22 protein-coding genes are annotated in these 25,142 nt (G+C 43.3%); 9 read left to right on the top strand and 13 right to left on the bottom strand.

From position 1 onward, the window contains the following. Positions 1 to 14: 14 nt before the first annotated feature. The 4 genes from tolB (at position 15) to nadA (ending at position 3,960) form a co-directional block, all read left to right on the top strand. Positions 15 to 1,361 (top strand): Tol-Pal system beta propeller repeat protein TolB, encoded by a 1,347-nt coding sequence (gene tolB, locus F0227_RS09825; protein WP_171753018.1) that lies wholly within the window; start codon positions 15 to 17, stop codon positions 1,359 to 1,361. Between the two features lie 33 nt (positions 1,362 to 1,394). Next, positions 1,395 to 1,910, top strand: a complete 516-nt coding sequence (gene pal, locus F0227_RS09820; RefSeq protein WP_171753017.1) for a peptidoglycan-associated lipoprotein Pal — start codon at positions 1,395 to 1,397, stop codon at positions 1,908 to 1,910. Positions 1,911 to 1,931: 21 nt separating this feature from the next. Further along, positions 1,932 to 2,714, top strand: coding sequence for a tol-pal system protein YbgF (gene ybgF, locus F0227_RS09815; protein WP_171753016.1), 783 nt, complete (start codon positions 1,932 to 1,934; stop codon positions 2,712 to 2,714). 181 nt (positions 2,715 to 2,895) lie between these two features. Further along, on the top strand, positions 2,896 to 3,960 hold the full coding sequence (nadA, locus tag F0227_RS09810) for a quinolinate synthase NadA (RefSeq protein WP_171753015.1): 1,065 nt from the start codon (positions 2,896 to 2,898) through the stop codon (positions 3,958 to 3,960). 146 nt (positions 3,961 to 4,106) lie between these two features. On the opposite strand, the gene F0227_RS09805 is transcribed toward nadA, so the two are convergent. Then, positions 4,107 to 4,676 carry a UPF0149 family protein gene (locus F0227_RS09805; protein WP_171753014.1) on the bottom strand — a complete coding sequence of 190 codons (570 nt, stop codon included), beginning with the start codon at positions 4,674 to 4,676 and terminating at the stop codon, positions 4,107 to 4,109. Positions 4,677 to 4,996: 320 nt separating this feature from the next. Here F0227_RS09805 and alaE point away from each other — a divergent pair, with 320 nt between their 5' ends. Together alaE and F0227_RS09795 are read left to right on the top strand one after the other, a co-directional pair. After that, positions 4,997 to 5,446 (top strand): L-alanine exporter AlaE, encoded by a 450-nt coding sequence (gene alaE / locus F0227_RS09800; RefSeq protein ID WP_171753013.1) that lies wholly within the window; start codon positions 4,997 to 4,999, stop codon positions 5,444 to 5,446. A gap of 94 nt (positions 5,447 to 5,540) precedes the next feature. Beyond that, positions 5,541 to 6,308 carry a DeoR/GlpR family transcriptional regulator gene (locus tag F0227_RS09795; RefSeq protein WP_171753012.1) on the top strand — a complete coding sequence of 256 codons (768 nt, stop codon included), beginning with the start codon at positions 5,541 to 5,543 and terminating at the stop codon, positions 6,306 to 6,308. A gap of 314 nt (positions 6,309 to 6,622) precedes the next feature. On the opposite strand, the gene glpT is transcribed toward F0227_RS09795, so the two are convergent. Further along, entirely contained in the window at positions 6,623 to 8,002 is a 1,380-nt protein-coding gene (gene glpT / locus F0227_RS09790; protein WP_171753011.1) for a glycerol-3-phosphate transporter, read from the bottom strand. A gap of 314 nt (positions 8,003 to 8,316) precedes the next feature. Between glpT and glpA the strand changes: the two genes are divergently transcribed. Genes glpA through glpC form a run of 3 tightly spaced genes read left to right on the top strand, consistent with a single transcriptional unit; the run spans position 8,317 to position 12,505 of the window. Next, on the top strand, positions 8,317 to 9,966 hold the full coding sequence (glpA, locus tag F0227_RS09785) for an anaerobic glycerol-3-phosphate dehydrogenase subunit A (protein ID WP_171753010.1): 1,650 nt from the start codon (positions 8,317 to 8,319) through the stop codon (positions 9,964 to 9,966). Continuing rightward, positions 9,963 to 11,294: a glycerol-3-phosphate dehydrogenase subunit GlpB gene (gene glpB, locus F0227_RS09780; RefSeq protein ID WP_171753009.1), complete on the top strand. Its 1,332-nt coding sequence runs from the start codon at positions 9,963 to 9,965 to the stop codon at positions 11,292 to 11,294. Before glpA ends, glpB begins: the two co-directional genes overlap by 4 nt. After that, positions 11,288 to 12,505, top strand: coding sequence for an anaerobic glycerol-3-phosphate dehydrogenase subunit GlpC (gene glpC, locus F0227_RS09775; protein ID WP_171753008.1), 1,218 nt, complete (start codon positions 11,288 to 11,290; stop codon positions 12,503 to 12,505). Before glpB ends, glpC begins: the two co-directional genes overlap by 7 nt. A gap of 154 nt (positions 12,506 to 12,659) precedes the next feature. Here glpC and F0227_RS09770 read toward each other — a convergent pair whose 3' ends face one another. From F0227_RS09770 to F0227_RS09720, 11 genes are all read right to left on the bottom strand, one after another. Further along, positions 12,660 to 13,193 (bottom strand): type II secretion system protein, encoded by a 534-nt coding sequence (locus F0227_RS09770; protein WP_171753007.1) that lies wholly within the window; start codon positions 13,191 to 13,193, stop codon positions 12,660 to 12,662. A 197-nt stretch (positions 13,194 to 13,390) separates the two neighbouring features. Then, positions 13,391 to 14,101 (bottom strand): hypothetical protein, encoded by a 711-nt coding sequence (locus tag F0227_RS09765; RefSeq protein WP_171753006.1) that lies wholly within the window; start codon positions 14,099 to 14,101, stop codon positions 13,391 to 13,393. A 311-nt stretch (positions 14,102 to 14,412) separates the two neighbouring features. Then, on the bottom strand, positions 14,413 to 15,252 hold the full coding sequence (locus F0227_RS09760) for a hypothetical protein (RefSeq protein WP_171753005.1): 840 nt from the start codon (positions 15,250 to 15,252) through the stop codon (positions 14,413 to 14,415). Beyond that, the gene (locus F0227_RS09755) at positions 15,252 to 16,106 is read right to left on the bottom strand and encodes an ABC transporter ATP-binding protein (protein WP_171753004.1); all 855 of its coding nucleotides are present in this window, start codon (positions 16,104 to 16,106) and stop codon (positions 15,252 to 15,254) included. The genes F0227_RS09760 and F0227_RS09755 overlap by 1 nt, the downstream gene beginning before the upstream one ends. Continuing rightward, positions 16,103 to 16,474 carry a GntR family transcriptional regulator gene (locus F0227_RS09750; RefSeq protein ID WP_171753003.1) on the bottom strand — a complete coding sequence of 124 codons (372 nt, stop codon included), beginning with the start codon at positions 16,472 to 16,474 and terminating at the stop codon, positions 16,103 to 16,105. The genes F0227_RS09755 and F0227_RS09750 overlap by 4 nt, the downstream gene beginning before the upstream one ends. A 191-nt stretch (positions 16,475 to 16,665) precedes the next feature. Beyond that, positions 16,666 to 17,721, bottom strand: a complete 1,056-nt coding sequence (gene fbpC / locus F0227_RS09745) for a ferric ABC transporter ATP-binding protein (protein WP_171753002.1) — start codon at positions 17,719 to 17,721, stop codon at positions 16,666 to 16,668. An 18-nt stretch (positions 17,722 to 17,739) separates the two neighbouring features. After that, entirely contained in the window at positions 17,740 to 19,839 is a 2,100-nt protein-coding gene (locus F0227_RS09740) for an iron ABC transporter permease (protein WP_171753001.1), read from the bottom strand. A gap of 171 nt (positions 19,840 to 20,010) precedes the next feature. After that, a complete protein-coding gene (locus F0227_RS09735; protein WP_171753000.1) occupies positions 20,011 to 21,048 on the bottom strand; it encodes an ABC transporter substrate-binding protein in 1,038 nt (345 codons plus the stop codon). 424 nt (positions 21,049 to 21,472) lie between these two features. Further along, positions 21,473 to 22,804, bottom strand: a complete 1,332-nt coding sequence (gene uhpC / locus F0227_RS09730; RefSeq protein WP_171752999.1) for an MFS transporter family glucose-6-phosphate receptor UhpC — start codon at positions 22,802 to 22,804, stop codon at positions 21,473 to 21,475. A 73-nt stretch (positions 22,805 to 22,877) separates the two neighbouring features. Beyond that, positions 22,878 to 24,485, bottom strand: a complete 1,608-nt coding sequence (gene uhpB, locus F0227_RS09725) for a signal transduction histidine-protein kinase/phosphatase UhpB (protein WP_171752998.1) — start codon at positions 24,483 to 24,485, stop codon at positions 22,878 to 22,880. Continuing rightward, positions 24,482 to 25,111 carry a response regulator gene (locus tag F0227_RS09720; protein WP_171752997.1) on the bottom strand — a complete coding sequence of 210 codons (630 nt, stop codon included), beginning with the start codon at positions 25,109 to 25,111 and terminating at the stop codon, positions 24,482 to 24,484. The genes uhpB and F0227_RS09720 overlap by 4 nt, the downstream gene beginning before the upstream one ends. Positions 25,112 to 25,142: the final 31 nt, after the last annotated feature.

The raw sequence follows: 25,142 nt of genomic DNA, 5'->3' as shown, positions 1-25,142 counted from the left end.
AAGAGGGAACAGTAGTGATAAAGAAAATAATTGCAGGATTACTAATTGTTGTTGCTGGTTATGCCAACGCAGCTTTAGAACTGGTGATCACTGAAGGGGTTAACTCAGCAAGGCCTATCGCCATTGTGCCATTTCAGTGGCAAGGCAATAAACCGTTACCACAAAATATTTCGTCGATCATATCTTCTGATTTGCAGCGTAGTGGTAAATTTAGCCCGGTGGCGGTGAACAAAATGCCGCAAACGCCTTACACAGATAGTGAAATCAAATTCTCTTCTTGGATCTCTCTTGGCGTGGATGCTCTGCTGACCGGCACCGTTAGCCAAAATGCAGACGGCAAGTACGTTATTGATTATCAACTAGTTGATGTGGTTCGTGGCCAATTAACCAATGGGCAGAGTAAAGGGCTGGATGAAAACGGCAATTTGGTTTTGTCTAAAGACCATATTCTATTCCACAAAAAATCAATCCCATTAACTGCAAAGCAGTTGCGTAAATACTCGCACAAGATATCGAACTTTGTTTATGAGCAACTGACCGGCGAGCGTGGCGCGTTTTTAACTCGTATTGCCTACGTGGTTGCAAATGATGATGACAAGTACAAGTTTCAGCTACGAGTTGCAGATTACGATGGTTATGACGAAAGGTTAGTACTTCGTTCTAAGCAACCGCTAATGTCTCCGGCATGGTCGCCAGACGGTCGTCAGTTGGCTTATGTTAGTTTCCAAAATGGCCAAGCAGAAATATTCATTATGGATATTTATACCGGCAAACGAGAAAAACTGACCTCATTTCCTCGCCACAACGGCGCACCGAGATTTTCACCTGATGGCAAATCCTTGGCCATTGTGCTGTCAAAGACAGGCAGCCTTCAGGTTTACACACTCGACTTAAAAACCCGCAAACTGAAACAAATAACGCGCGGTAGATCAAATAATACAGAACCATTTTGGTATCCAGATGGTCGATCTCTTATATTTACCTCTGATCGGGGTGGTAAACCTCAGATTTATCGAGTAAATTTACAGGACGGTTCAACGAATCGTTTAACTTGGCAAGGTAGCCAGAATTTGGGTGGTCAAATAACACCCGATGGTCGTTTCATGATAATGGTGAATCGTTCATCAACAGGGTTTAATTTGGCGAAACAAGATCTGGAGACTGGGGCCGTTCAAGTACTCACTAAAACATTACTGGACGAATCTCCAAGCATTGCCCCTAATGGTGGAATGGTCATATACAGTTCGATCTATAGAAAGAAAAACATACTTTCTCTAGTATCGATAGATGGTCGTTTTAAGGCTAGATTACCGGCAACAAATGGGCGTGTTAGAGCTCCCGCCTGGTCACCGTTTTTGTAGCAACTAAGTTTTGATAAATAAGGAAGAAATAAAATGCAACTTAACAAGGTTCTTAAAGGGCTACTAATTGCGCTACCAATCCTAGCAGTTACAGCTTGTAGCTCAAACAATGAAGCAACAGGTTCTTCATCTTCGAGCACAAATAAAGATGGCAGTACAGTAGTAACGCCAGTAGGGCAAGACTCTCAACTTTCTGAGAAAGAACTAAAAGAGCAAGCTCTTCGTGAAAACCAAACAGTATTCTTTGCATTTGATAATGCAACTGTTGCGGGCAACTACGAAGACATGCTAGCTGCACATGCTGCATTCCTAAGCAAAGACCCATCTATCAAAGTAACAGTAGAAGGTCATGCTGATGAGCGTGGTACTCCAGAGTACAACATCGTACTTGGCGAGCGTCGTGCAGAAGCTGTATCTAAGTACCTACAAGCACTAGGTGTTCAGGCTGACCAAATCGCTATTACTAGCTATGGCGAAGAGAAGCCACTAGTTCTTGGTCAGAGTGAAGAAGCTTATGCGAAAAACCGTCGTGCGGTTATCGTATACTAATCAAGATTGAGGATAGACCTCATGAGCAGTAACTTAAAGCGAACTGTTTCGCTTACGTTACTGGTAAGTGCGGCGAATATTGCATTCGCCGCACCTGCTCCAGTATCAGAATTAAACAGTACTACTTCTACCTCCTCGGTAACCAATCAAGCGACTTCCCCTGAAACTGATGTAGAGCGTTTAGAGCGCTTACTTCGTAATCGCGCTACTGTGCAACTTCAATTGCAACAGCAAATAGACGATATGACGGCGGAACTTGATGAATTAAGAGGCACGGTAGAACGAAATAGCTATGACATGAAGCAGATGCTTGAACGTCAAAGAGAGCTATTTATCGAATTCGATAAACTTCGTAATGAAGTTAAAACGCCAACCACTGCGGCTCCAGTTGATGCTGCAAAAGTAGAAGAAGGCACAACGGGCACATTTACTTCAGATGTTGATGAAGAGACGGCGTATAAAAATGCGGTTGATTTGATTTTGAAGAAGAAAGATTATACGGGTGCGATCGAAGCCTTTACGGCTTTCCAAGCAAATTTCCCTAACTCTAACTTTACGCCCAACTCTCACTACTGGTTAGGCCAACTCTACTTTGCTAAAAAGATGGACAAAGAAGCGGCTAAGAGCTTTGCTCAAGTTGTGACGTATGAGAAGTCGACCAAACGCGCAGATTCTTTGGTTAAGCTTGGTGATCTTGCTAAACGAAACAACCAGCCTGATCAGGCTAAACAGTATTATCAGCAAGTGATTAAAGAGCACGCGAATAGCGCATCAGCAAAAGCGGCACAAGATAAACTAAAGTAGTGTATACAGTTAAGCTCCCTAAGGTTGCTTGAGTATCGTGGTGTCATTAATCACCAATTAAAAATAGGGCCAGTAGCAGCAGTCGTTGCTCTGGCCCTATCTCATACTTAAATCTAGTTAAGTTTTGTTTAAATTGGGTATACAATGCTCGGATTATAGGAAGTTGCATAGAGCAAGAGCAATGAGTCACATACTTGATTTGATTGAAACACCCGTATATCCCTTTCCTGCAAAACCGATCCCTCTTACAGATGAGCAAAAGAGCGCTCACGTTGAAAACATCTCTCGTTTACTCAAAGAGAAAGATGCGGTACTGATTGCCCACTATTACACTGATCCTGAAATACAGGCATTAGCTGAAAGTACTGGAGGCTTTGTTGGTGATTCTTTGGAGATGGCTAAGTTTGGTAACCGTCACCCCGCCAGCACTCTGATTATTGCAGGTGTGCGTTTTATGGGAGAGTCGGCCAAAATTTTAACGCCTGAAAAAACCATTCTAATGCCGAACCTTGAAGCGGAATGCTCACTAGATTTGGGTTGCCCAGCGGACAAGTTTACCGAGTTTTGTGATGCTCACCCTGATCATACCGTAGTGGTGTACGCCAATACGTCTGCTGCAGTAAAAGCGAGAGCCGACTGGGTCGTCACCTCAAGTATCGCCTTAGAAATTGTTGACCATCTTGATGCAGAAGATAGCAAAATAATCTGGGGTCCCGATCGTCACCTAGGCTCCTATATTGCCAATAAAACCGGTGCAGAAATGCTGCTGTGGCAAGGAGAGTGTGTTGTTCATGATGAGTTTTCTGCGAAAGCATTGAAAGATATGAAAGCCCAGCATCCAGACGCGGCGATTCTTGTTCACCCTGAATCACCAGCCTCAGTTGTTGAGCTGGCAGATGCGGTGGGATCAACCAGCCAACTGATTAAATCGGCGAAAGAGTTACCGCATAAAAAGCTTATTGTTGCGACAGATAAAGGTATCTTCTTCAAGATGCAGCAGCTGGTTCCGGAGAAAGAGTTAATGGAAGCTCCTACTGCTGGCGCAGGAGCCACATGTAGAAGTTGTGCTCATTGTCCTTGGATGGCAATGAACGGACTAGCAGCAATAGAAAATGCCTTAACGGAAGGGGCAAGCGAACACGAAATTTTTGTCGATGAAGAGATAAGAGTGAAATCGCTCATTCCACTTAATAGAATGCTGGACTTTGCCGAACAGTTGCAATTGCAAGTAAAAGGTAACGCATAACCGCGTCACTTTATTCAATTAGACATTTAGCCGAATGAGAAAAAGGGTTAAATGGGTTAAATTAAAAAATGGCCACACTGATTTGAAGTGTGGCCATTTTATTTAACTGCGTTTTATTGTTCGTATTATGCTGAAACAAGTGAAAACTATTGCTGCTCTGCTAACGTAACTCCACGCTGAGTTAAACCACACAACATGGTTGGAATCGCGTTGTAAATCTCTTCAAACTGTTCCAATCCTTCCATACCGTGCTCTTTTAAAGTCATTAATGATGTTTCAGGATCAAACAACATGCTTAATGAAAGAATCACACCGCCAAGTAAGGCATTATCTTCACTATTTTCTGGCATCAATGTTTCCCAGTCGTCTCTCGCCAACTGCCAGCCTTGTAATGCCCCTTCAGTAAACTCTTTTGTTGCTGAAGAGACAATCTCTTCCTCATCGAGCGTGCACCCTTCTGGCCACTGCCAAGTGCCTTCAAGTAGGGCAGGGCGAGCTTTATTCCACATCGCAATAATGCAATCTGCGTAATCTTCTAACTGTGCCGGTTCTTGGAAAGGGGCGATCTCTTCACCTCCCCATAAAAACGGTAGCCATTCAGTCGGATCCAATACATTTGGCGCTGCTGCCATCGCAGTAACAAAACCATAGGTTTGTGCTTCGCTCAGTAATTTGTCTTGCAGTTCTGGTTGCTCAAGTAGTTGTTGTAAGGTCAAAGTGTTAATCCATGAGTGAATATTAATTCGATTCTAGCATAAGCATGAGCCACTCTTCATTCGGCGTAAGAGAAAAAACCATTCTTAGCACAAATTTTTGACGGTATATCTAACTGTAATCGATCAGTCAAAGTAGTGAATCTATCTGGTTCTCAATTCAAATATAGTGAAAAATTCAAAACAAATGTTGAAAAATGGAATTTAAAACTGGTATAAATCTGTTTTAATAGCGCATGTGACTGGGTAGTAATCACAAACCCAGTTAAATGTTTTGGCTATTTGCATATTATGCAGTTAAATATATCGGTGGTGAGTGAAGAATGAAAGCGCGCAGTCCTTTTAGCGTTAGAAATGTCGCAGCAGACATGTTTGCAATGGTGGTTTTCTGCTTTGTGACAGGAATGATTACTGAAGTGGTTATCTCAGGAATAAGTTTTGAAACCTCATTAGCATCACGCACACTAGCCATTCCCGTTAATATTTTGATCGCGTTACCGTATGGGATATTTCGAGATAAGATAATGAAATTGGCGGCAAAACTATCGACAACTCGATTAATGAAAAATGGCGCAGACCTTTTTGCATTTGTTGCGTTTCAGTCTCCTGTTTATATCGCTATTTTGATGGTAGTTGGAGCGAGTGAGGAGCAGATTATTGCTGCAGTAACGAGTAGCATCGCTATGTTTAGCGTGCTGGGTGTTCTTTACGGTTACTTTCTTGATGTGTGCCGTCGCTGGTTTCGCGTACCGGGATATTATCAGCAAGTATAGCTGCTTGAGTATATTGTGGAATTAATTGGCATTGAAATAGACACAGGTGTACTATTTCTTAGTTAACTAAAAATTTCATAATGAAGGAACAGTAGTGAAAGCAGAACAGCGACACAATGAGATTGTACGTCTTGTTGAACTAAATGGAGAGGTTAATACCGACGAACTAGTTGAGTTGTTTAATGTTAGCCCTCAAACAATTCGTCGTGATCTAAATGAGTTGGCTGAAGAGAATAAACTTCGCCGTACCCATGGGGGGGCAACTAACTCATCCAGCTCCGAAAACTCAAGTTATAACAACCGAAAAGTGATGCACCCGAAGCAGAAAGAACAAATAGGTGCTACCTTAGCGAGACATATTCCAAATGGGTCAACGCTGTTTATTGATATTGGAACTACTCCCGAAGCCGTTGCTCGTGCATTAACGGTTAGCCATTGTGATTTAAGGGTGGTAACTAACAACATCAATGTCGCCACCATATTGATGGAGCGCAGTGATTTTAAAGTCATACTCGCCGGTGGAGAAGTTAGAAACATTGATGGTGGAGTAACGGGTGAAGCGACGCTAGATTTCGTTTCTCAGTTTAGACTAGACTTTGGTGTTTTAGGCATCAGTGGTATCGATTTTGATGGCTCGTTACTGGATTTTGATTACCATGAAGTAAGAGTGAAAAAGGCCATCATCGAGAATAGCCGCCAAACCATTCTTGGTGTCGATCATTCGAAATTTGGTCGTAATGCTATGGTAAAACTGGGTAACCTAAAGGAAATTAACTTAGTGATTACTGATCAAGCTCCGCCAGAGCCGTTGGCGTCTATTCTGGAAGAGAGTGATACCATCATTGAAATAGTGAACTTATAGCCTGAATTCGCTCTGATTTAACGTAAAACGCGTTAATGGGAAACTGAATTAGAAGACTAAGCTCTGGCAATGATCAGGGCTTTTTTTATGTCCTTTCGTAAACCGCTAGTCATATACTCAAGTGGCCTCAAGGTGCTTGTTCAGCGAGAATTTATTGACTGCTGATCAAGGCACTGATTTGAAGGCATAGTCATTCTACGGCAAGAATCAGTATAGCTGCCCCCAATAAATAGCCTCACTGTTTTTCGGCCCTGAAAAAGAAAAAGCTACTATAGCGAATATAGTAGCTTTTGATTATGTAGGGAGAAGTGAGATTATGCTGAAGCGTTTGCTTCTTCTAATCTTTCTTGCTCTTCTTTTTCTTTATGGAATTTTTTCTCACCGAAGTATGCGTAAGCAAGACATAGGATAGAGATACCACAAGACGCTGTTAGAAGGATGAAACCGCCGTCCCAACCAAAGTGGTCAACGGTGTAACCTAGCACGGCGTTAGCCGCAACCGCACCACCTAGGTAACCAAAGAGACCAGTTAGACCCGCCGCAGTACCTGCCGCTTTTTTCGGTGCTAGCTCTAGAGCGTACAAACCGATAAGCATTACAGGACCATAGATTAAGAAACCGATAGCAACCAATGCCGCCATATCGATACCAGGGTTACCCGCAGGGTTAAACCAGTATACAAGTACCGCAATTGTTACTAGTACCATAAATAGGATACCAGCTGGAGCACGACGACCTTTAAACCATTTATCTGAAATCCAGCCACACAGTAGTGTTCCTGGAATACCAGCCCACTCGTACAAGAAGTAAGCCCAAGAAGATTTATCTACACTGAAATCTTTTGCTTCAGAAAGATAAGTTGGAGCCCAATCCAGTACACCGTAGCGAATCATGTATACAAATGCGTTAGCAATAGCGATAGACCAAAGCAACTTATTGTTGAAGACATACTTAAAGAAAATTTCTTTCGCTGTCATCTCTATTTCGTTGGATTCACTGTAGTTATCAGGGTAGTCATTTTTGTACTCTTCGATTGCAGGAAGACCACAAGATTGAGGTGTATCACGTAAAGTGAACCAGATAAAAATAGCAACCAGAGTGGCAAAGAATGCAGGAACATAAAATGCCGTGTGCCAATCATCATTAAATAGCCATAGGCCCAAGATGAACATAGGACCAATTAAACCACCACCAATGTTATGCGCAACGTTCCAAACAGAAACTAAGCCACCACGCTCTTTACGTGACCACCAGTGCACCATGGTTCTACCACACGCAGGCCAGCCCATACCTTGGAACCAACCATTCAGGAATAGTAAAACGAACATCGCGGTCACACTGCCAGTTGCCCAAGGCATAAAGCCAAAGCAGAACATTACAGCGGCGGACATTAATAGACCAAAGCTTAAGAAGTAACGAGGATTAGAGCGATCAGAAACACTACCCATTAAGAACTTAGATAAACCATAAGCAATAGATACAGCAGAAAGAGCTACACCTAATTGACCACGAGTAAATCCTTGCTCAATAAGAAACGGCATTGCGAGGCTAAAGTTTTTTCTTACAAGATAGTACCCAGCGTAACCGAAGAAGATTCCCATAAATAGCTGCCATCTGAGGCGCGTATAGCTAGAGTCAATTTGACCCTCAGGTAGGCGCTCAATATGAGCTTTAGGCTTAAATATACCAAACATTATGAATGACCTATATTAGAGTTATTGGATGTAAACGAACTGTATATGTTCGAACGAGCAAATTATGCCTTACTGAAAAATAAAATTTGCGAGCTAGATTCACTTTATTTATTTCACGGCTAAAAATATTAAATGACTAGTAAACATGTAACTTAATAGTATTAATGGCTAATTTTTGTATGTTAAAATTTATTAAATTCGTTACAGAAATATGACAATAATAAACGTTGCAATGTTCGTTCATCTTTTACTAGAATATAAACGAAAGCGAAAATGTTCGTTTAGAAGAGTAATTAACCATATTTGAGCGCGTTATGAATACACATACTCGATTTGAGACAGAAGTTGTTATTATTGGTGGAGGCGCGACGGGTACCGGAATTATGCGCGACTGTGCGTTAAGAGGTATCAACTGCATCTTATTAGAGCAGGGAGATATAGCCTCAGGTACCACCGGACGGAATCATGGGCTGCTTCACTCAGGGGCGCGATATGCCGTGACGGATCCTCACTCCGCAAAAGAGTGTATTCAGGAAAACCGTATTTTAAAAAACATTGCTCGTCATTGTGTTGAAGATACCAGTGGCCTCTTTATTACTCTTCCGGAAGACGACATTAGCTTTCAGCAGCAGTTTATTACTGCTTGTAGTGCCGCAGGTATCGAGACACAACAGCTAACAACTAAAGAAGCTCTGAAGGTTGAGCCTAACGCAAATCCAGACATGTTAGGTGCAATAAAAGTACCTGACGGAACGCTTGACCCATTTCGCTTATGCGCATCAAACGTGTTAGATGCAAAAGAACACGGCGCTCGACTGTTCACACATACCACGGTGACGTCTCTTATTCGAGAAGGCGACACCATTGTTGGTGTTCGGTGTTTCAATCGACAGTCTCACCATGCGTATGAGATATATGCCAGAGAAGTGATCAATGCAGCAGGCATTTGGGGACAAAACATTTGTGAGTATGCCGATCTCAGTATCAAGATGTTCCCGGCCAAAGGGTCGTTGTTAATTTTAGATTATCGCATCAACAATTTAGTGATTAACCGCTGCAGAAAACCTTCTGATGCCGATATTCTCGTTCCCGGCGATACGATTTCTCTCATTGGTACTACCTCTGAGCAGATAGAGTATGACCAGATCAATAACCTAGAGATTAAACCAAGTGAGATTGATAGCCTGCTCGAAGAAGGCGCCAAACTCGCTCCGATCATGCAAAATACCCGAGTACTAAGAGCCTATGCAGGGGTTCGTCCATTGATCGCCGTCGATGGCGATGAATCGGGACGAAATATAAGCCGCGGCATTGTATTGCTCGACCACGCAGAAAAAGATGGCCTTAACGGTTTAACCACCATCACTGGTGGCAAACTGATGACTTATCGGTTAATGGCAGAGCAAGCTACCGACATTGTGGCGAATAAACTGGGTAACAATACGCCTTGTACAACCGCTTCTCGCCCGTTACCAGGGTCTAACGAACAGCAAAAGCCACCTAAGCGTAATGCCAGTATTGCCAAGCCAGTGTACGAGTCTGCGGTATATCGTCATGGTGAAAGAGCTCTCTCATTTTTGAAAGATGACAAAAAAAGCCAGTCGATCATCTGCGAGTGCGAGATGGTGACCGAAGGAGAAGTTGAGTACGCCGTTAAACAACTGGATGTGAAAAACATAGAAGATCTTCGTCGTCGTACTCGTTTGGGTATGGGGCCTTGCCAAGGTGAGCTCTGTACCTATAGGGCGGCGGGTCTGTTTAATGAATTCGGTGATATGAATGGCACCGAATGCAGCCAGTTACTGGTGGACTTTATGGAAGAGAGGTGGAAAGGAACCAAACCTGTTCTTTGGGGTGATGCATTGCGCGAAGCAGAGTTTAGCTACTGGATTTATGAAGGGCTGTTAGGTGCATCCAATACCACAGCGAGCAAAGCGCCTGTTGAAACAGGAGAGAAAAAATGAAATATGATGTGATTGTTATTGGTGGCGGTATGGCGGGATATACTTCTGCTATTCGCTGTTTAGAAAAAGGCTATAAAACTGCAATCATCAATAACGGTAGAAGTGCGCTGCATTTCTCATCAGGCTCTGTTGAACTGCTTTCGGTGACGCCTTCAGGCACGCCAGTTAGAGCCCCTTTTCAAGCGATCAGTCGATTTGCTAACGAATATCCTGAACATCCATTTGCCAAAGTGGGGGGAGAGTGTGTCTCTAACGCTATCAACTGGTTTACCGAGATGATGAGCGGTGCTGGACTGGCGTTAAAACAACGAGAAGATAACGAAAACCATCAACGCATCACCACACTAGGCACGCTAAAAAGTACCTTTTTGTCTCAGCCCTTTGTTGAACAGATTGGCTACAACGCCACTCAGCATCAGTTTGAAAGGGTTGTTATCCTATCTATAGAGGGTTTCCGTGATTTCCAAAGTAATGTGGTGGCAGATAACTTAACCGCCAACCCTCTATTTAAAAACACACCCATGGTTAGTGCGACTATTTCATTGGAAAATAAGCAAAACCAAACGCAGCATACCAATAACTATCGTTCTACCGATTTCGCTAAGTTGCTCAGCAATGATCAAGATTTCTTCAACTTTGCTAACCAAATTGGCAGTTGTGCGACGGCGAAAGATCTGGTGATCATCCCTGCTATTCTGGGAACTAATGATGGGTTAGAGACGTTGCAAAGGCTAAAGATATACACAGGATTAAACTTCCATGAAGTGCCCACCATGCCTCCGTCTCTGATGGGGATTCGCTTAGAAGAGACGTTAGAGAAACAGTTTATAAAATTGGGCGGCGTGTTGCTAAAAGGCGATTGCGTAACAGAAGGTGAGTTTTCGCAGACAGAGCACGGCTTGCAGCTAACATCAATTTGGACCAAGAATTTACGTGACTATGCATTAACGGCGGACGCCTTTGTGCTGGCCAGTGGTAGCTTCTTCAGTAATGGCTTGAAAGCGCGACATAATGAAATTATCGAGCCGGTATTTGGTTTGGATATTTGCGCGACGGGCTCACGTAACGATTGGCATGATGAACAATTTTTCTCGCCTAATTCTCACGCGTTTATCTCTTTTGGTGTTGAAACAAATGCTCATTTTCAACCTCGATTAAAGGGAAAAACCGTTGATAATCTATATTGCTGTGGTTCCATATTAGCCCACTACAATCCTGTCTCGGAAGGCTCTGGTGGTGGTGTCGCCATCTCCACCGCTTATTTTGTTTCAGACAAAATCACACAAAACGACAATAACAAAGTGATGCTGGAGATTGGCCAATGTTAGATGTAGCGAACGATACCAGTTTTGACCAGTGCATAAAATGCACAGTTTGCACCGTCTACTGTCCGGTAGCAAAAGCAAATCCTGACTTTCCGGGCCCCAAACAGTGTGGGCCAGATGGGGAGCGTTTAAGAATTAAAGACCCACAGTATTTTGAAGATGTTCTAAAGTACTGCACCAACTGCAAGCGCTGTGAAACAGCTTGTCCATCTAATGTCAGAATTGGCGATATTATAGCGGTAGCCAGAGGTAAGTACGGTAAGTTAGAAGCAAACCCAAAAACAGTGCGTGACTTTGTTCTTAGCCATACAGACTTATTTGGTTCGCTGGCGACACCTGTTGCTCCTCTGGTTAACGCAGCGACGAGCATGCCGATTGTTAAAAAAATCATGCATAAAACAGTGGGGGTTCATGACCATAAAGCACTGCCGAAATATTCCCATGGTACATTTCGTCGATGGTATAAAAAACACTGCCCTGATCAGTCGGGCTTTAAACGCTCAGTGAGTTTTTTTCATGGCTGTTATGTTAACTATAACCACCCGCAATTAGGTAAAGATCTTATTCGAGTGCTCAATGCGATGAATATAGGTTTACACCTGTTAGAGAGTGAAAAATGTTGTGGTGTTCCGTTAATCGCAAATGGTTTTCATAAAAAAGCGCAGCAGAATGCCAAATTTAACGTCAAGCAATTGGAGCAGTCAGTAGAAACCTATCAGCGTGATATTGTTTCAACCTCATCGACTTGCGCATTTACGTTACAAAATGAGTACCCACATGTGCTTGGCGTCAATAATGAGCGTGTTGCTGACCGAATACAGTTTATCACTCGTTACCTGTTAAAAGAGTTTATGAACGGCAATACGCCGAAAATGAAACCAATTAATAAAAAAGTGGTTTATCACACACCGTGTCACTTAGAGAGAAGTGGCAATACCATGTTTACCATTGAATTACTTAAAGCGATTCCTGGCATACAACTGGTGGTATTAAATAGTGAGTGCTGTGGATCTGCGGGAACGTATGGATTTAAAGAAGAGAACTATGACGCATCCATGTCCATTGGTAGCGGCCTGTTCCGTCAAATTGCCTCTGAAAAAGCGGATTTAGCCATTACCGATTGCGAAACCTGTAAATGGCAAATTGAAGAGAATACAGATTTAGAGTGTATTCACCCTGTCTCTCTTCTGGCAGAAGCCATTGATATTGAATAATAAATATCGTTAGAAAACGTAAAAACCCCCTCCCTTAAGATATCTTGCCGGTCCTATGACCGGCTTTTTTTGATTTGAAACTCTCTGGTTTAGATTATTTATCTGTTAATTGAAAACAGTTAAACAGAGGGCCATAAACCCACATCAAGCTCTATTAACATCCACTTGTGTCTATGGCGACATGTGCCGCCGATGTTTTGGTGGCTTGATAATAATAGACAAAACATTTGGTCTGTTCAGGACTTTTTACTGAGCTTGGATCGCCCACAAGAGCACCGGAGGCGATGGAGATAGTATTACGACTTTCGCCGTCATAGGTGCGCCCTAACAGATGGGTTACCCAGTCATGTTCACTGTTTTTGTTTTGACTTCCGTATCCGGCAACGTCGCCTAAATGGTTAACGTCAACTATACCGGTAAAAGCTTCAGGATAGCCGTACACCATCTTTATGCTTTTTCCATCAAGTGTAATGGTAGACGTTGGCTGGCTGTCATTACCATCAACAACAGACTTTGAATGAGCAAGTTGCGCTGAGCTTTGAAAAGAGGCAAACAAACCACGAATTGCAGCGGTATTTGCTTCCGATGACATATTAAGAAAACGAGGTGCAGCAGTAACCGCTAAAATTCCAAGAATAACGATCACAACGACAAGTTCAATCAGGGTAAAGCCACGCGGTTTCTTCATATTGATGTTATCTCTGACGATTATTTTGTATAGCAAACAAGATGCAATAAGAGGGGAGAGCTCTCATTACTTATTATTAACCCAATGGTTTTATAGGATAAATACTCTAAAACATATTCAACAATGATACCAGATAGCCATTTATTAATGTGATAGCTGTTTGATAATCAATAAGATAACGAATGTTTCTATAGCGATTACTCAGCCGTACTTAGAGAGCGAATCCAGCCATTTGAGTTGCATGAACGTTTCAGTCTTTTAAGTTCAGCTTTCGCGTTGTCGTAGGATAAAGGCGCAGAGATGACATAATATTTGTTGCCGAGAAAAACAAGGGAAGCGTTAGCCGTCTTGCAGGTTATTTTATCCATATTCGGGCGGTTGTTGCCGGCATAAAATTGGATAAGGTGTGTTCCTTGCAGTTTCTTCTCTGGCGCAGTTGGAGGAGGGGTAATTGCCGCTTTGTTGACAGGTTGGCTTGAGACAACTGGTGCGTTGACCGTTGCCGAGGAATGGCGAGATGTCGGCTCTGTTGAAGATGCTACTTTGCTTGTTTCCGCTTCCGTGGTGATATTGAGAGCAGAGTATATTTTGCGACAGTTAGCTTCATTAATGGTGTATGAGCGAGAAGAGTGACCATTGGTTATGGTGATATTTGCCGCCTTATTCATCGTGCAGTAATCAAGTAAGACAAGAGTAACAAAGTTATGAAATGAGCAGTCATTTCCAACGGTATAAATTACATCGTTGGCTTTTTTCTCAATGTTCGCCTTGCAGTTTTTAGTGCGAAAAGCTGCCTTAGCAGGGGGCTTTTTATCTACAGCAACATCACTGTTTTTCTCCATCGCTATTACGGCTGGAGAAAGGAGAAAACTAAAGTAAAACAGTGTAGTAGCTATAAAAATCTTCATTGGTTCATCAGTTAACGTTTTTTGTGAGTTTACTACGTTGTAGGGTGATTAAAAGTAAAATGGAACTATTTTTCGATATATCTCATGATCTACAGAGCCACTGATAATGCAGGGCTTTTATCGTGGCGGTTCAGTGATACGACTTCTTGTTTACCTTAATGCCCATTTACTAATTATCAATAGGTAAATAACAATAGGTCAATAACAACAGGCTCATCCTTGAGCCTGTTACTTGGGTCGGCTGTCGCAGCGCTATTCTTTGCTAAATACCCGTTGCTAAAAAAACCTTACTAAACACCAGCCGCTAACTATCAGCCCCTAAATAGTGTTTTCAAGGAGACTTCGTTGGTTCGGCTCAGTCTTAGACTCAGGCCAAGGGCGATGGCACCGCACAGGTAATAAAGAGTCAAGTGAACAACCCCCGCATTGATAAAGCCACTAAAAGGGTGGCTCGAAAATACCGACATGGGTAACGAGGCGATGGCATCAAAAAACTGGCTAAAACCATAAAAGCCAACAAGGTAAATAGATAACCATTTAATGGCATAACTGGCGACAATCATCACCAATATAGGGGAGCCAACCAATTGAGAAACCATTAACGCAATACAAGCTAGCGGAAGTATTGCCAGCGCAACCAATAGCATCCTGAACAGATAATCTAGCCAGTTTAAAACAATGTCGACAACCGAGCCGAGTTCAAACATGTGCGCGAGAGGAATGTCCATCATGGCGCTCATTGTCCATAGCATTATGTTGGCAGCCAATACCAATAACGAACAGATCAACGGAATAACAATTAAACCAAAGGCCAGTTTAACGCCATGAGTCATTTGGAATGAGACAGGCATGCTACGCCAAAACATAGCGCTGCCTTCTTGGCGTTCTTTACGTAATGTTTTGGGAATATAAAGGGCAGTAAGCAGCAGCGACAGAAGGCCGCTGGCAGAAGCAATAAGCAAACTGACATCCACAGACAGAGATTGGCTAATATCTCCGCTAAATTGCATTTGATAACTAACGTTCTCGCCGGACTGGAATGCGAAGCTGGCAAATACCAGTAACAAACAGGCAAATACAAAAGCGGGTACGCGAGTGACAAGCTTGTGCTCTATCAGCTCTTTTTCCAACATATATAAACTGGCGTGCATTATTCACCCTCTCTTTGCAGTGCAATAAACAGATCCGCAAGGCTCGCTTGCTGTATTTCCCCAAGCCCTTCTACTTGGTCTCGATATTCAGCGGATAATAGCCACTTGGTTGTGCCAAGCCCCGCTTGACTAGAAAGAGGCTGAAATGCAGAAATAGCGGCATTGTGGCCATTGGCAGCATCCAGAATAAAGTAGTTTTGTTGAATGTTATCCATGCTCTCTTGTAATACCGTTTTGCCCTGTTTCAAGATCAACACATCGGTAAGCAGGTGCTCGATCTCAGCAACTTCATGGCTGGTGATAATAAGAGCCCGCTCACCATCATGAAACCATTGCAGAAGATGGCGATAAAAAGTATCCCGATAGAGAAGATCAAGCCCTAGCGTAGGTTCATCAAGGATCAATACATTGGTATCGGTAGAGATGACCACCGCTAAATGAAGCTGAACCTTCATCCCTTTAGATAGGCTACCAATCTTACTGGACAGCTTAATATCGGTATTGGCTAAGGTCTGCTTCGCTTTCTTAATATCAAAACTTGGATGCACACCAGAGGTGTACTTTAGCAACTGAGCAACACTCATCCACGAAGGTAGAACATTGACATCCGAGATATAAGCCAGCTGTTCCATTAATTGAGCATGATGTTTAATGGGGTGGAAACCATTAATATCAATGTCACCTTGGTAATGATAGGCACCAAGCAGGGCATTAATTAAGGTCGATTTTCCTGCACCATTGTGGCCAAGTAAGCCTAGGACTTGCCCTGCATGCAGCGTAAAGCTGGTACTGTGTAGCGCGTTTTTCTGAGCGTAGCTTTTTGAAACATTGTTAACACTAACGAGTGGTTTCATTGTTCACCTGATATCTGTTTTTCTAATTGCTGTATAAAATCGTCTAGTGACATATCGAGCTGTTTAAGGGTTGTGGCAATCATTGGAATTTGATGCTGTAAAAAATCGTTCTTTTGTTTCTGTTTTAAAGTGATGAGTGCCCCTTGAGCAACAAACATACCTTGACCGCGTCGTTTCTCTATCAAGCCTTCATCAACCAGTAGCTGGTAACCTTTCATCACCGTGAGGTGATTGATTTTTAAGTCAGCCGCGACGGTTCTTACTGAGGGTAGAGCCTGACCTTCTCGCCAAACCCCTTGCAAAATTTGATCGGTTATCTGCTCACTCAACTGACGAAAAATGGGCTGATTATTGTGCCAGTCCGTCATAGTGTCCTCTTAAATTGCGTGATTAGAATGTTTGGTGTTATATAATGGTATAACACTATACCTGTGGTGAAAATTTGCAACCGTTATTTTTGTCGGTAACAGAAATGATGAGAGGCGGGGAGATAAAAAAGGCGGTTACCAATGTAAGGTAACCGCCATTTGGACTATTAATTATGCTTAGGTAACAAAGACTAAGCCGAAGCTGGTAGCAAGAAAATACCGGTTGGGTTAATGGTTAAGTAAGCGTGATCGGAAATCTCTGGATCAAACTGTGACGAGTTAAGTTGCAACAACAACTCCTGCCCATGCCAGTTAACCGCCACTTCATACATCGAGCCCATATACACAATGCCTTTTACTTGGCACTGTTGGCACGCTTCGCCTTCTCCTGCTAACAAAATGGCTTCTGGACGAACGCCAATCTGGTAGTCACCTTCAGGGAAGCCTTCAACAACCGCAGAATCCGCCGGGATCGGGTATCCATTAATGGTCAGCGTTTCATTACGGTAGTCCCCTGTGAAGATGTTGGCATCACCCATAAAGTTCGCCATAAACATAGAAGCAGGGGAGCGATAAAGCTCATCTGGCGAGCCTTCTTGCATTATCTCACCATCTTTCATGACGATAACGGTATCAGATACCGCAAACGCCTCTGCCTGATCGTGAGTCACGTAAAGTGACGTAATATTGAAGCGCTGTTGTAGATCACGAATGGTTTCGCGCATGCTACGACGCAAGTTGGCATCCAAGTTACTTAGTGGCTCATCAAACAGTAGCACTTTTGGCTTTAATACCAATGCACGTGCCAATGCCACACGTTGCTGTTGACCACCAGAAATCTGGTCAACAAAACGGTCACCCATGTTGCTCAAGTCCACCAGATCCAACGCTTCTTCAACGCGCTGTTTGATCTCGTTAGCAGGCAGCCTGATCATCTTGAGGCCATAAGCCACGTTCTCATATAACGACATATGAGGAAACAGAGCATAAGACTGGAATACCATACAAATATCACGATGTTGAATCGAGGTATTTGTCACGTCTTCACCATCAATAAATATCTGTCCGCTGGTGGGTTTTTCTAACCCGGCAACCAGACGTAACACCGTGGTTTTACCACAACCTGAAGGGCCTAATAGTGTCACCAAACTGCCTTTTTCGATCTCCAGATCAAGGTTGCCAATGACCGTATTGTCTCCAAAGCGCTTGCATACATTTTTTAGCACTACAAAACTGTTATCTTTCATTTTCTTTTTCTCCAATACTTATTCTTGGTTCTTGGCTTTTGAACGAGAAATTCGGGCTTCGCCGACAAAATAGTCGAAGGTTAAAATAATGGCTAACATGACGAAAATCAGCAGAGAGCCATACGCGATAGCAATACCATACTCACCATCTTCTACTCGGTTTAGAATGTATGACGTTGCTACTCGTGTTTCAGGTGTGACCAAGAAAATAATGGCACTTACCGTCGTCATTGCGCGCACAAAGCTATAAATCAACGAGGATAAAATAGCAGGACGAAGCAGTGGAATAAGAATAAACATAATGGTCTTAAACGAGTTGGCGCGTAAGCTGAGCGACGCTTCGTCTAAGGATTTATCTAATTGACCTAGGCCAGCAACTCCGGCACGTATACCAACCGGAACGTTTCTCATCACCATAGAGATAACCACAATCGCAGCAGTACCCGTTAGGTAAATAGGCGCATCATTAAAGGCCAAGATATAAGAAACACCCGCTACTGTACCCGGTACGGCAAAGCAGAGCATGGTGACAAATTCCACCACTTTTTTGCCGTGGAACTGCTGGCGAACAACGATATACGCAATCAGTAAACCAAAGGTGGCAGTGATTGGCGCCGCGATACCTGCGTAGGTCATGGTACTAATCAATGAAGGCCATGCACCTTCGCCAAAGCCCATACCAAATAGGTTGATGTAGTTGGCTAACGTTAGTGAATAATCCACACCCCAGTTAACGGTGAAGCTACCGTATACAATGCTGCCGTAAAGTAGAATGTTAAACGCCATCCAACCATACAGAGTGACGGAAACAAATGTACGTAAGCTGTTAGGTAACGGCTGCACATCACCGCGGTAAGATTTACCAGAAATGGTCACGTAAGAGCGTTTGCCTATCCACATATATTGGATAACAAAAATAGCCAAAGAGAACAGCAGCAATACGGCACCAAGGGTACTTGCTGACGCATAATCTAGCTGAGCACCTGCGATGTAAAAGTAAATCTGTGTGGCGAGAACATCAAAGCTACCACCGAGAACTAACGGGTTACTGAAGTCCGCAAGTGACTGAACAAAGATAATTAGGAAGGAGTTAGCCAGTGCTGGTTTAAGCAGAGGCATCACCACACCAAAGAAGGTTTGATAGCGGTTAGCACGCAAAGTATATGATGCTTCTTCTAACGATGGATGCAGTGATTTCATCGCACCATCCAAGATCATAAAGGACATAGGTGCAAATGCCAGTACCTGAGCCATCCAGATACCAGTAAAACCGTATAACCAGTTTGTCTGTTGTAGACCAAACCACTCCGCCATAAATTCAGTAATGTACCCTGAACGGCCGAGCATTAAGGTCACACCCAAACCAACCACAAAAGGAGGGGTAACTATCGGTAGAATTGAGAATATACGGGCGATAAAAGCCGACTTCTCTGCAATACGAGTTGAGTAGATAGCAAAAATAAGCCCAAAGAACGTTGCAGTCACCCCAACGGATGAACCCAATAGAATGGAGTTACCGATAATTTGGATAATTTGCGCTTGAGATAAGATCTCAATAAATTGCCAAGCGACAAAGTTGCCCATATCGTCCTGAAACATCGGGATAAAAATGGCGATACTTGGGTAAAGAATAAAGGCCGAAATTAAGCCAATAATGGTAACTAAAGAGCCGATGACAAACGAGTCACCGCCTAAGTACTCTAAACGAGCCAATGCAAGTGTTAGCACTATGCCGAGCGCGGCAAAAAGGAAAATAGTGGAGTAACCCAGACCATGTCCCGTTATCGCAGATGAGGCAATAATAAATAGGATACAAAACAGGGAATAGCCGATATCAAACTTATGTCGAGATTTATGGTACTTGTCCAAAGCGTACTTAGGACGAACAAGAAGAACCAGAGGTAGCCCAAACCAAAGCCACGCAATGTTGGTGCTGCTCCATGCCATTGCTTGCAAAAATTCATCAGACGTTGAGTCGAGTAACCCATAATCAAGTGAGAAAGTCGGTAACAGGATGAAAGCGGCGACAATCGACATTATCCAATAGAAGATATGGTCACGATGTGGCTTATCTTCAAGGCGTTTTTTCAAGTCTGACTCTGCTGCTAATTGAGACATGATATTCACCAATCAAAATTTAGTGTAAAGAAACCTAAGAGCTAACATAATTAGCCCTCAAAAAAAATTTAAGGTGGAGATTGAGCAGCGCCGAAGCGCCGCTCGATTCATACTCAGGCTAGTGTGATAAGAAGATTGGAGCCTTCATACATCGCCTGAATATTGAATGGCTTAGTTGCCCATTTTAACAACGTTTACCCACTTCTTGATGAGACGTTTACGAGTGTCTGATGCACCGTAAGTGCTCATATCGTAGTCGATAAGATCAAGTTTTTTAGGGTCTAGAGCATAAGGAGACTGCTCAGCATCAACGTTTGTTAAGATTTGGAAAGACTTACCTTTTTGCCAAGCAAGTTGTTGGCCTTCTTTAGACAGTACCCAATCAATAAACAGTTTGGCATTCTCTTCGTTACGTGCGCCTTTAATCATACTCACGCCACCGATTTCATAACCAGTACCTTCACAAGGAGAAATAAGCTCTAAAGGAGCGCCTTGAGATTGCTCTAGAGAGTAATCATGCAAGAAACCGATACCGATCGCGATTTCGCCACGAGCTGAGTTACGAGATGGAGTTACACCTGATTTAGTGTACTGAGAAATGTTTTTGTCTAGACGTTTAAAGTATTCAAACGCTTTTTCTTCACCCCAAAGTTGGATAAAGGTTGCTAGAGCGGTATAAGCGGTACCAGAACTTTGTGGATCCGCAATTTGAATTTCGTCTTTGTATTCTGGTTTCGTCAGATCTTCCCAGCAGCGAGGAATCGCCAAGCCTTTCTCTGCCAAACGTTCTGTGTTTACACCGTAACCTAAAATGCCCATATAAACCGCAGAAGAGTAGTTACCTTTACGTTTTGCAGGATCTTTAAACTCAGGAATAATGTTGTCTAGCTGTGCAGATTTATATGGAGTAAGAAGATCCATTTCGCCAGCTTGAGATTGAGGGTCTAAAGTACCGCCATACCATACATCAGCACGTGGGTTTTTGCGTTCCGCTTGGATTTTTGCCAGCGTACTACCAGAACCGTTACGTACGAAAGATGTTTTAACATCGTATTTTTCAGAGAATGCTTTTGTTTCTGCTTCACACATTGCATTTGTTGCGCTGCAGTAAACAACCAAACGACCTTCAGCCATAACTTGTGGCGCTGCAAAAGCAGTAGAGCCTAAGATACATGCGGCGAGTAGATGGCGTTTAATATTACCTTTCATCTTTTGTTTCCTCTTTATTGGTATTAACTCAATAGTCGAAGTAAAACATTCATATATTGAGTCGGCGTCACTTCTTTGTGACCCATTTTTATAGTTAAGTCTTTTTACCAATATCTGGTTACTAACCAACATCCAGATAATGAAACGACTCAGTAGAGTATTCTCATCGGTGATGGCCAATTAAATGGCACACAGATGCTGTTGGGTAGAGTGCATAATAAGAAAACAGAACGGGAATAGAGTGAGACAGGTTTTTAGCCAACTAGGAAAAATTCCTAGTTTTCAGTACCTTTGGTTACGATTGGGAGAACGCTCACAAAAGTACTGTTAAATGAATCATTAAAGCCGACACAACATTGCGGAGTTGGTCACCTTTTTCAGTTACTCTCCTTTTGCCATCGGGGAACAACTGTGTGAGAAGGCGTTAGCTTAAACGGGGTTCACTGTTTCGCTGCTGTGCTTTAAGAAAAGGAATCAGCAGCATACCAACGGCCGCTGCGGCGAGTGTTATCGCAGTAAAGAAGCCTTCCCACTGAAACTGTTCGATAATGATTGAGAGTGGGTAGCCAGCCAGCGCTGCGCCTAAATAGCCGAACAAGCCAACAAAGCCAGTTGCCGTGCCCGCCAGATCTTTATGCGAACATTCGGCCGCGGCCATGCCAATCATCATCTGTGGGCCAAATATAAAAAAGCCAATAGAGAACAGACAACCGGATAAGACAAAAATATTGTTTAAAGGCATAAGCCAAAGTGCCGCAACGGAAATAAAAATACCCAATGCAAATATTAAGTTCATCGGTGCCCGGTTACCGTGGAAGAATTTATCCGATCCCCAGCCTCCCAATAAAGAACCTAAGAATCCACCCACCTCAAACATAGAGACCGCAGTGTTGGCCGTAAGCAAATTGACATTATGGCGCTCGACCAGATACAAACTGCCCCAATCGTTTACACCAATTCTTACCACATAAACCAATAAATAAGAGCTGCATAATAGCCAGATGTATTTATTGCCCAACACGTAGCGTTTTAAAATCTGTTTAAAGGGGAGGTCTTTTCCTTCGCTCTCTTGCTGTTTTTCCAGCGGATCATTTCGCCAGTCCCCAACAGTAGGTAAGCCAATGGTATTGGGCTTATCTTGCATGCGGAAGGTCAGAATTATCCCCACCACAATGGCGATACTGCCGGGAACAATAAAGCCAAAACGCCAGCCCCATGTAATGGCTATATAGCCAATTAAAATAGGCAGCAAAGCACCACTGACGTTAATACAGGTGTTCCATATGGACCACCAAAACCCCCGTTCCGAACGCGAGTACCAGCTAGTAAGCAGCTTTGCGCATGCGGGCCAGCCCCAGCTTTGGAAAAAAGCGTTCAGCATCCATAAGACAATCATCATCGAAAGGGAAGAGCTAAAACCGAATAGGACGTTGACGATTCCGGTTGCGATTAAACCAAACCCCATAAAAAATTTGGGGTTTGAGTTATCACTGATCATGCCGGAGATAAACTTGGAGGTACCGTAAGTCACATAATAAACGGTGGCAATAACGCCGATATCGGACGGTTCCCAGCCGAGATCCGTCAGCATGACCGGCATGCTAAAGTTGAGGCTTTTACGCGTAAAATAAAACACCCCATAGCCGACATACATAGAAAGCATCAAATGCAGACGCCAATACTTATAAGTCGCGTCTATGCTCTCTTTATCGGTGATTTTTTCTGTTGGCTGCTTTTGAGAAATAAAACCAAGCATACTGCCTGTCCTCTATAAATGCGCTCTATAAACTTGTTTGGGAATAGACCCAACAATCAATTTAACTTCAGCGTTACTCTTCGCTGTTGGACTTTTCGTTGTCGACTCTTTCGTTGTCGACTTTGGTAGGAAGCGTCACAACAATGCGTGTTCCCTTAGTGCCATCAATGGTGATATTGCCACCCAAGGCGGTTACTCGTTCTTCTAGCCCTTTTAAACCGGTGCCTTTTGTTCGCCAATGGTTAGGCAAGCCAATACCATTATCGCGATACTCCATACTAAAGATCGCACCGGGCAAAAGGGTAAGGTGAACTTCGTTGGCGTCAGAGTGTTTGGTGGCGTTGTTTAACAGCTCCTGCACGATTCGGTATAAAGTCACTGAGGTGACCTCGTCGAGCAGCTCCGTGTTAAAACCAATGTTGAGCTGAAAATCAACATGGCGTTCTGCAAACTTCATCTCATTTGCCAGTTGTTTTAAGGCACTTTCTAGCCCGAGTTCATCTAAAATATGGGGACGTAACTGGGTTAATAGCTGCCTTGTCGCGCTATGAATTTGAAAGGCAAGGTCGTTGATGGCATTAGCGATGTTCTTGGTTTGGTCTTCGTTGGCGATACGGTTGGCTAACGTTGCTTGGATTTGTATGGCGGTAATGTTTTGACCTATCTCATCATGCAGCTCGCGAGCGACGGACTTGCGAATGTCTTCTTCAACATGCACCAACTGTCGAGTGAGGTTTTGCTTGCTGTTTAGCTCATAAGCTAACTCGGTATTGACCCGTTTTAGTTTCTCTGACAGTAAGTGTTGGCGGCTGATGGCGATCCCCAAACCTAGACCAACAATCGCCTGTGTAATTAAGAACAGCTGCATCTCTTCGTAAGTGGTAAAAGACCCCATCACTTTTTTGGCTAAAGTAAGCAGTATGCTGTTCATCACCGCAGCCAACACTCCACCTTGCCAGCCGTAGCGATAAGCCATAAAAATATTAGGTAGCAACACCACAATCAGCAGCAATGACGCCATCTGTTGTTTAAAACTCAGCTCGGCGATTAAGCCAATACAGAAGAACAACATCATCCACAAAAATGCTGAGGGTCGAAGAGTCACTTCTTTATGGATAAGAGTCGGCGATAAAGGCACCCAGACTTTACGGTTTAAGTAGTCGTGCAGCAGGTAAAAAAACGGAGCAAGGATAATACCGCCCGTAATGGTTGCCACTGTGCAGCTATAAATTATCGTGATCGAGAGAGCAAGCGGTTTACTCAATAAAAATATGGCGGCCGCCTGCAAAAGGCCGTTGAGAACCACAAAACCAAGCAGCGCCAACAGCTGCTGCCAATAGGTTTCTAGCTGTTTCCACCAAGATTGAAGAGGACGAATTAACGCATAAGAGATAAACGGAGCCAGTATCAACAAAAAGTCTATTGGATTAAACACCATAGAGTTAATGATACTGATGGCAATACAGACCTCACTCAGCAGCACCACCCACCAGTGGCGTATAGGCATAATCAGCAGCACCGCTAAGCGTAAACCAACCGGTAAAAATAGCCCTGCTACATGGATATCGGACACCAGATAGCCACTTATTCCCCATAAGCAGAACCAAGTGATGGCATAAATAACGAAGGTAAACAGGCTGACAAACACTCGATTGGCAACCATTTCCGTTTGGCTGTTCATTCTGGTAATAATTTGTTTTTAATGGCAAAGCGAATAAGATCAACATTGTTCGACAGTGCTAGTTTACTAAGCACGTTGGCACGATGAACATGAACCGTTTTATGGCTTAGCGACAGTTCAAAGGCCACTTCTTTTACATCTTTGCCCTGAATTAGATAATCGAAGATCTCTCTTTCTCTTTTCGTTAAGTCGTTCAGTACCGCTGGTGGCGTTCCGGCATTACTCAGATTAAATAGAGCGTCTGCGCAGAGGTAACGATCACCATTGGCGACAGTGCGGATGGCCGTAACTAACTCCCCCGGGCCACATCGTTTAGATAAATAACCTAGTGCGCCCGCATCAATCGCTTTACTCACAAAGGAAGCGGAGTCGTAAATGCTTAATACAATGGCTTTTAACTCGGGTTTAATGTGTTTTAAACGGGCAAGTAAGGAGAGGCCACTTTCGTCTGGCATGGAGATATCAATAACGGCGACATCTAAATTAGGCACAGAGGCTAGAGCGCTAAACGCTTCTTTAGCGGAGCTGTATTCACCTATTACCTCTATATCAGATTCCACACTTAACAACTGGGCAAAGCCAGAGCGAACCATAACGTGATCGTCAATTAGGGCAACAGATATCATTGGTTATTTCCTTGTTGATTACTACAGTCAA

It is taken from the genome of Vibrio sp. 99-8-1 (assembly GCF_013114595.1).
Lineage (GTDB): Bacteria > Pseudomonadota > Gammaproteobacteria > Enterobacterales > Vibrionaceae > Vibrio.
The sequence above is the reverse complement of the archived record's forward strand: the minus strand, read 5'-3'. Positions and strand labels throughout refer to the sequence as shown.

Excerpts from the sequence above, each read along its gene's own strand:
- pal (WP_171753017.1), top strand. The coding sequence starts at position 1,395 with ATGCAACTTAACAAGGTTCTTAAAGGGCTACTAATTGCGCTACCAATC.
- ybgF (WP_171753016.1), top strand. The coding sequence starts at position 1,932 with ATGAGCAGTAACTTAAAGCGAACTGTTTCGCTTACGTTACTGGTAAGT.
- nadA (WP_171753015.1), top strand. The coding sequence starts at position 2,896 with ATGAGTCACATACTTGATTTGATTGAAACACCCGTATATCCCTTTCCT.
- alaE (WP_171753013.1), top strand. The coding sequence starts at position 4,997 with ATGAAAGCGCGCAGTCCTTTTAGCGTTAGAAATGTCGCAGCAGACATG.
- glpT (WP_171753011.1), bottom strand. The coding sequence starts at position 8,002 with ATGTTTGGTATATTTAAGCCTAAAGCTCATATTGAGCGCCTACCTGAG.
- glpA (WP_171753010.1), top strand. The coding sequence starts at position 8,317 with ATGAATACACATACTCGATTTGAGACAGAAGTTGTTATTATTGGTGGA.
- glpB (WP_171753009.1), top strand. The coding sequence starts at position 9,963 with ATGAAATATGATGTGATTGTTATTGGTGGCGGTATGGCGGGATATACT.
- glpC (WP_171753008.1), top strand. The coding sequence starts at position 11,288 with ATGTTAGATGTAGCGAACGATACCAGTTTTGACCAGTGCATAAAATGC.
- F0227_RS09770 (WP_171753007.1), bottom strand. The coding sequence starts at position 13,193 with ATGAAGAAACCGCGTGGCTTTACCCTGATTGAACTTGTCGTTGTGATC.
- F0227_RS09765 (WP_171753006.1), bottom strand. The coding sequence starts at position 14,101 with ATGAAGATTTTTATAGCTACTACACTGTTTTACTTTAGTTTTCTCCTT.
- F0227_RS09760 (WP_171753005.1), bottom strand. The coding sequence starts at position 15,252 with ATGCACGCCAGTTTATATATGTTGGAAAAAGAGCTGATAGAGCACAAG.
- F0227_RS09755 (WP_171753004.1), bottom strand. The coding sequence starts at position 16,106 with ATGAAACCACTCGTTAGTGTTAACAATGTTTCAAAAAGCTACGCTCAG.
- F0227_RS09750 (WP_171753003.1), bottom strand. The coding sequence starts at position 16,474 with ATGACGGACTGGCACAATAATCAGCCCATTTTTCGTCAGTTGAGTGAG.
- fbpC (WP_171753002.1), bottom strand. The coding sequence starts at position 17,721 with ATGAAAGATAACAGTTTTGTAGTGCTAAAAAATGTATGCAAGCGCTTT.
- F0227_RS09740 (WP_171753001.1), bottom strand. The coding sequence starts at position 19,839 with ATGTCTCAATTAGCAGCAGAGTCAGACTTGAAAAAACGCCTTGAAGAT.
- F0227_RS09735 (WP_171753000.1), bottom strand. The coding sequence starts at position 21,048 with ATGAAAGGTAATATTAAACGCCATCTACTCGCCGCATGTATCTTAGGC.
- uhpC (WP_171752999.1), bottom strand. The coding sequence starts at position 22,804 with ATGCTTGGTTTTATTTCTCAAAAGCAGCCAACAGAAAAAATCACCGAT.
- uhpB (WP_171752998.1), bottom strand. The coding sequence starts at position 24,485 with ATGAACAGCCAAACGGAAATGGTTGCCAATCGAGTGTTTGTCAGCCTG.
- F0227_RS09720 (WP_171752997.1), bottom strand. The coding sequence starts at position 25,111 with ATGATATCTGTTGCCCTAATTGACGATCACGTTATGGTTCGCTCTGGC.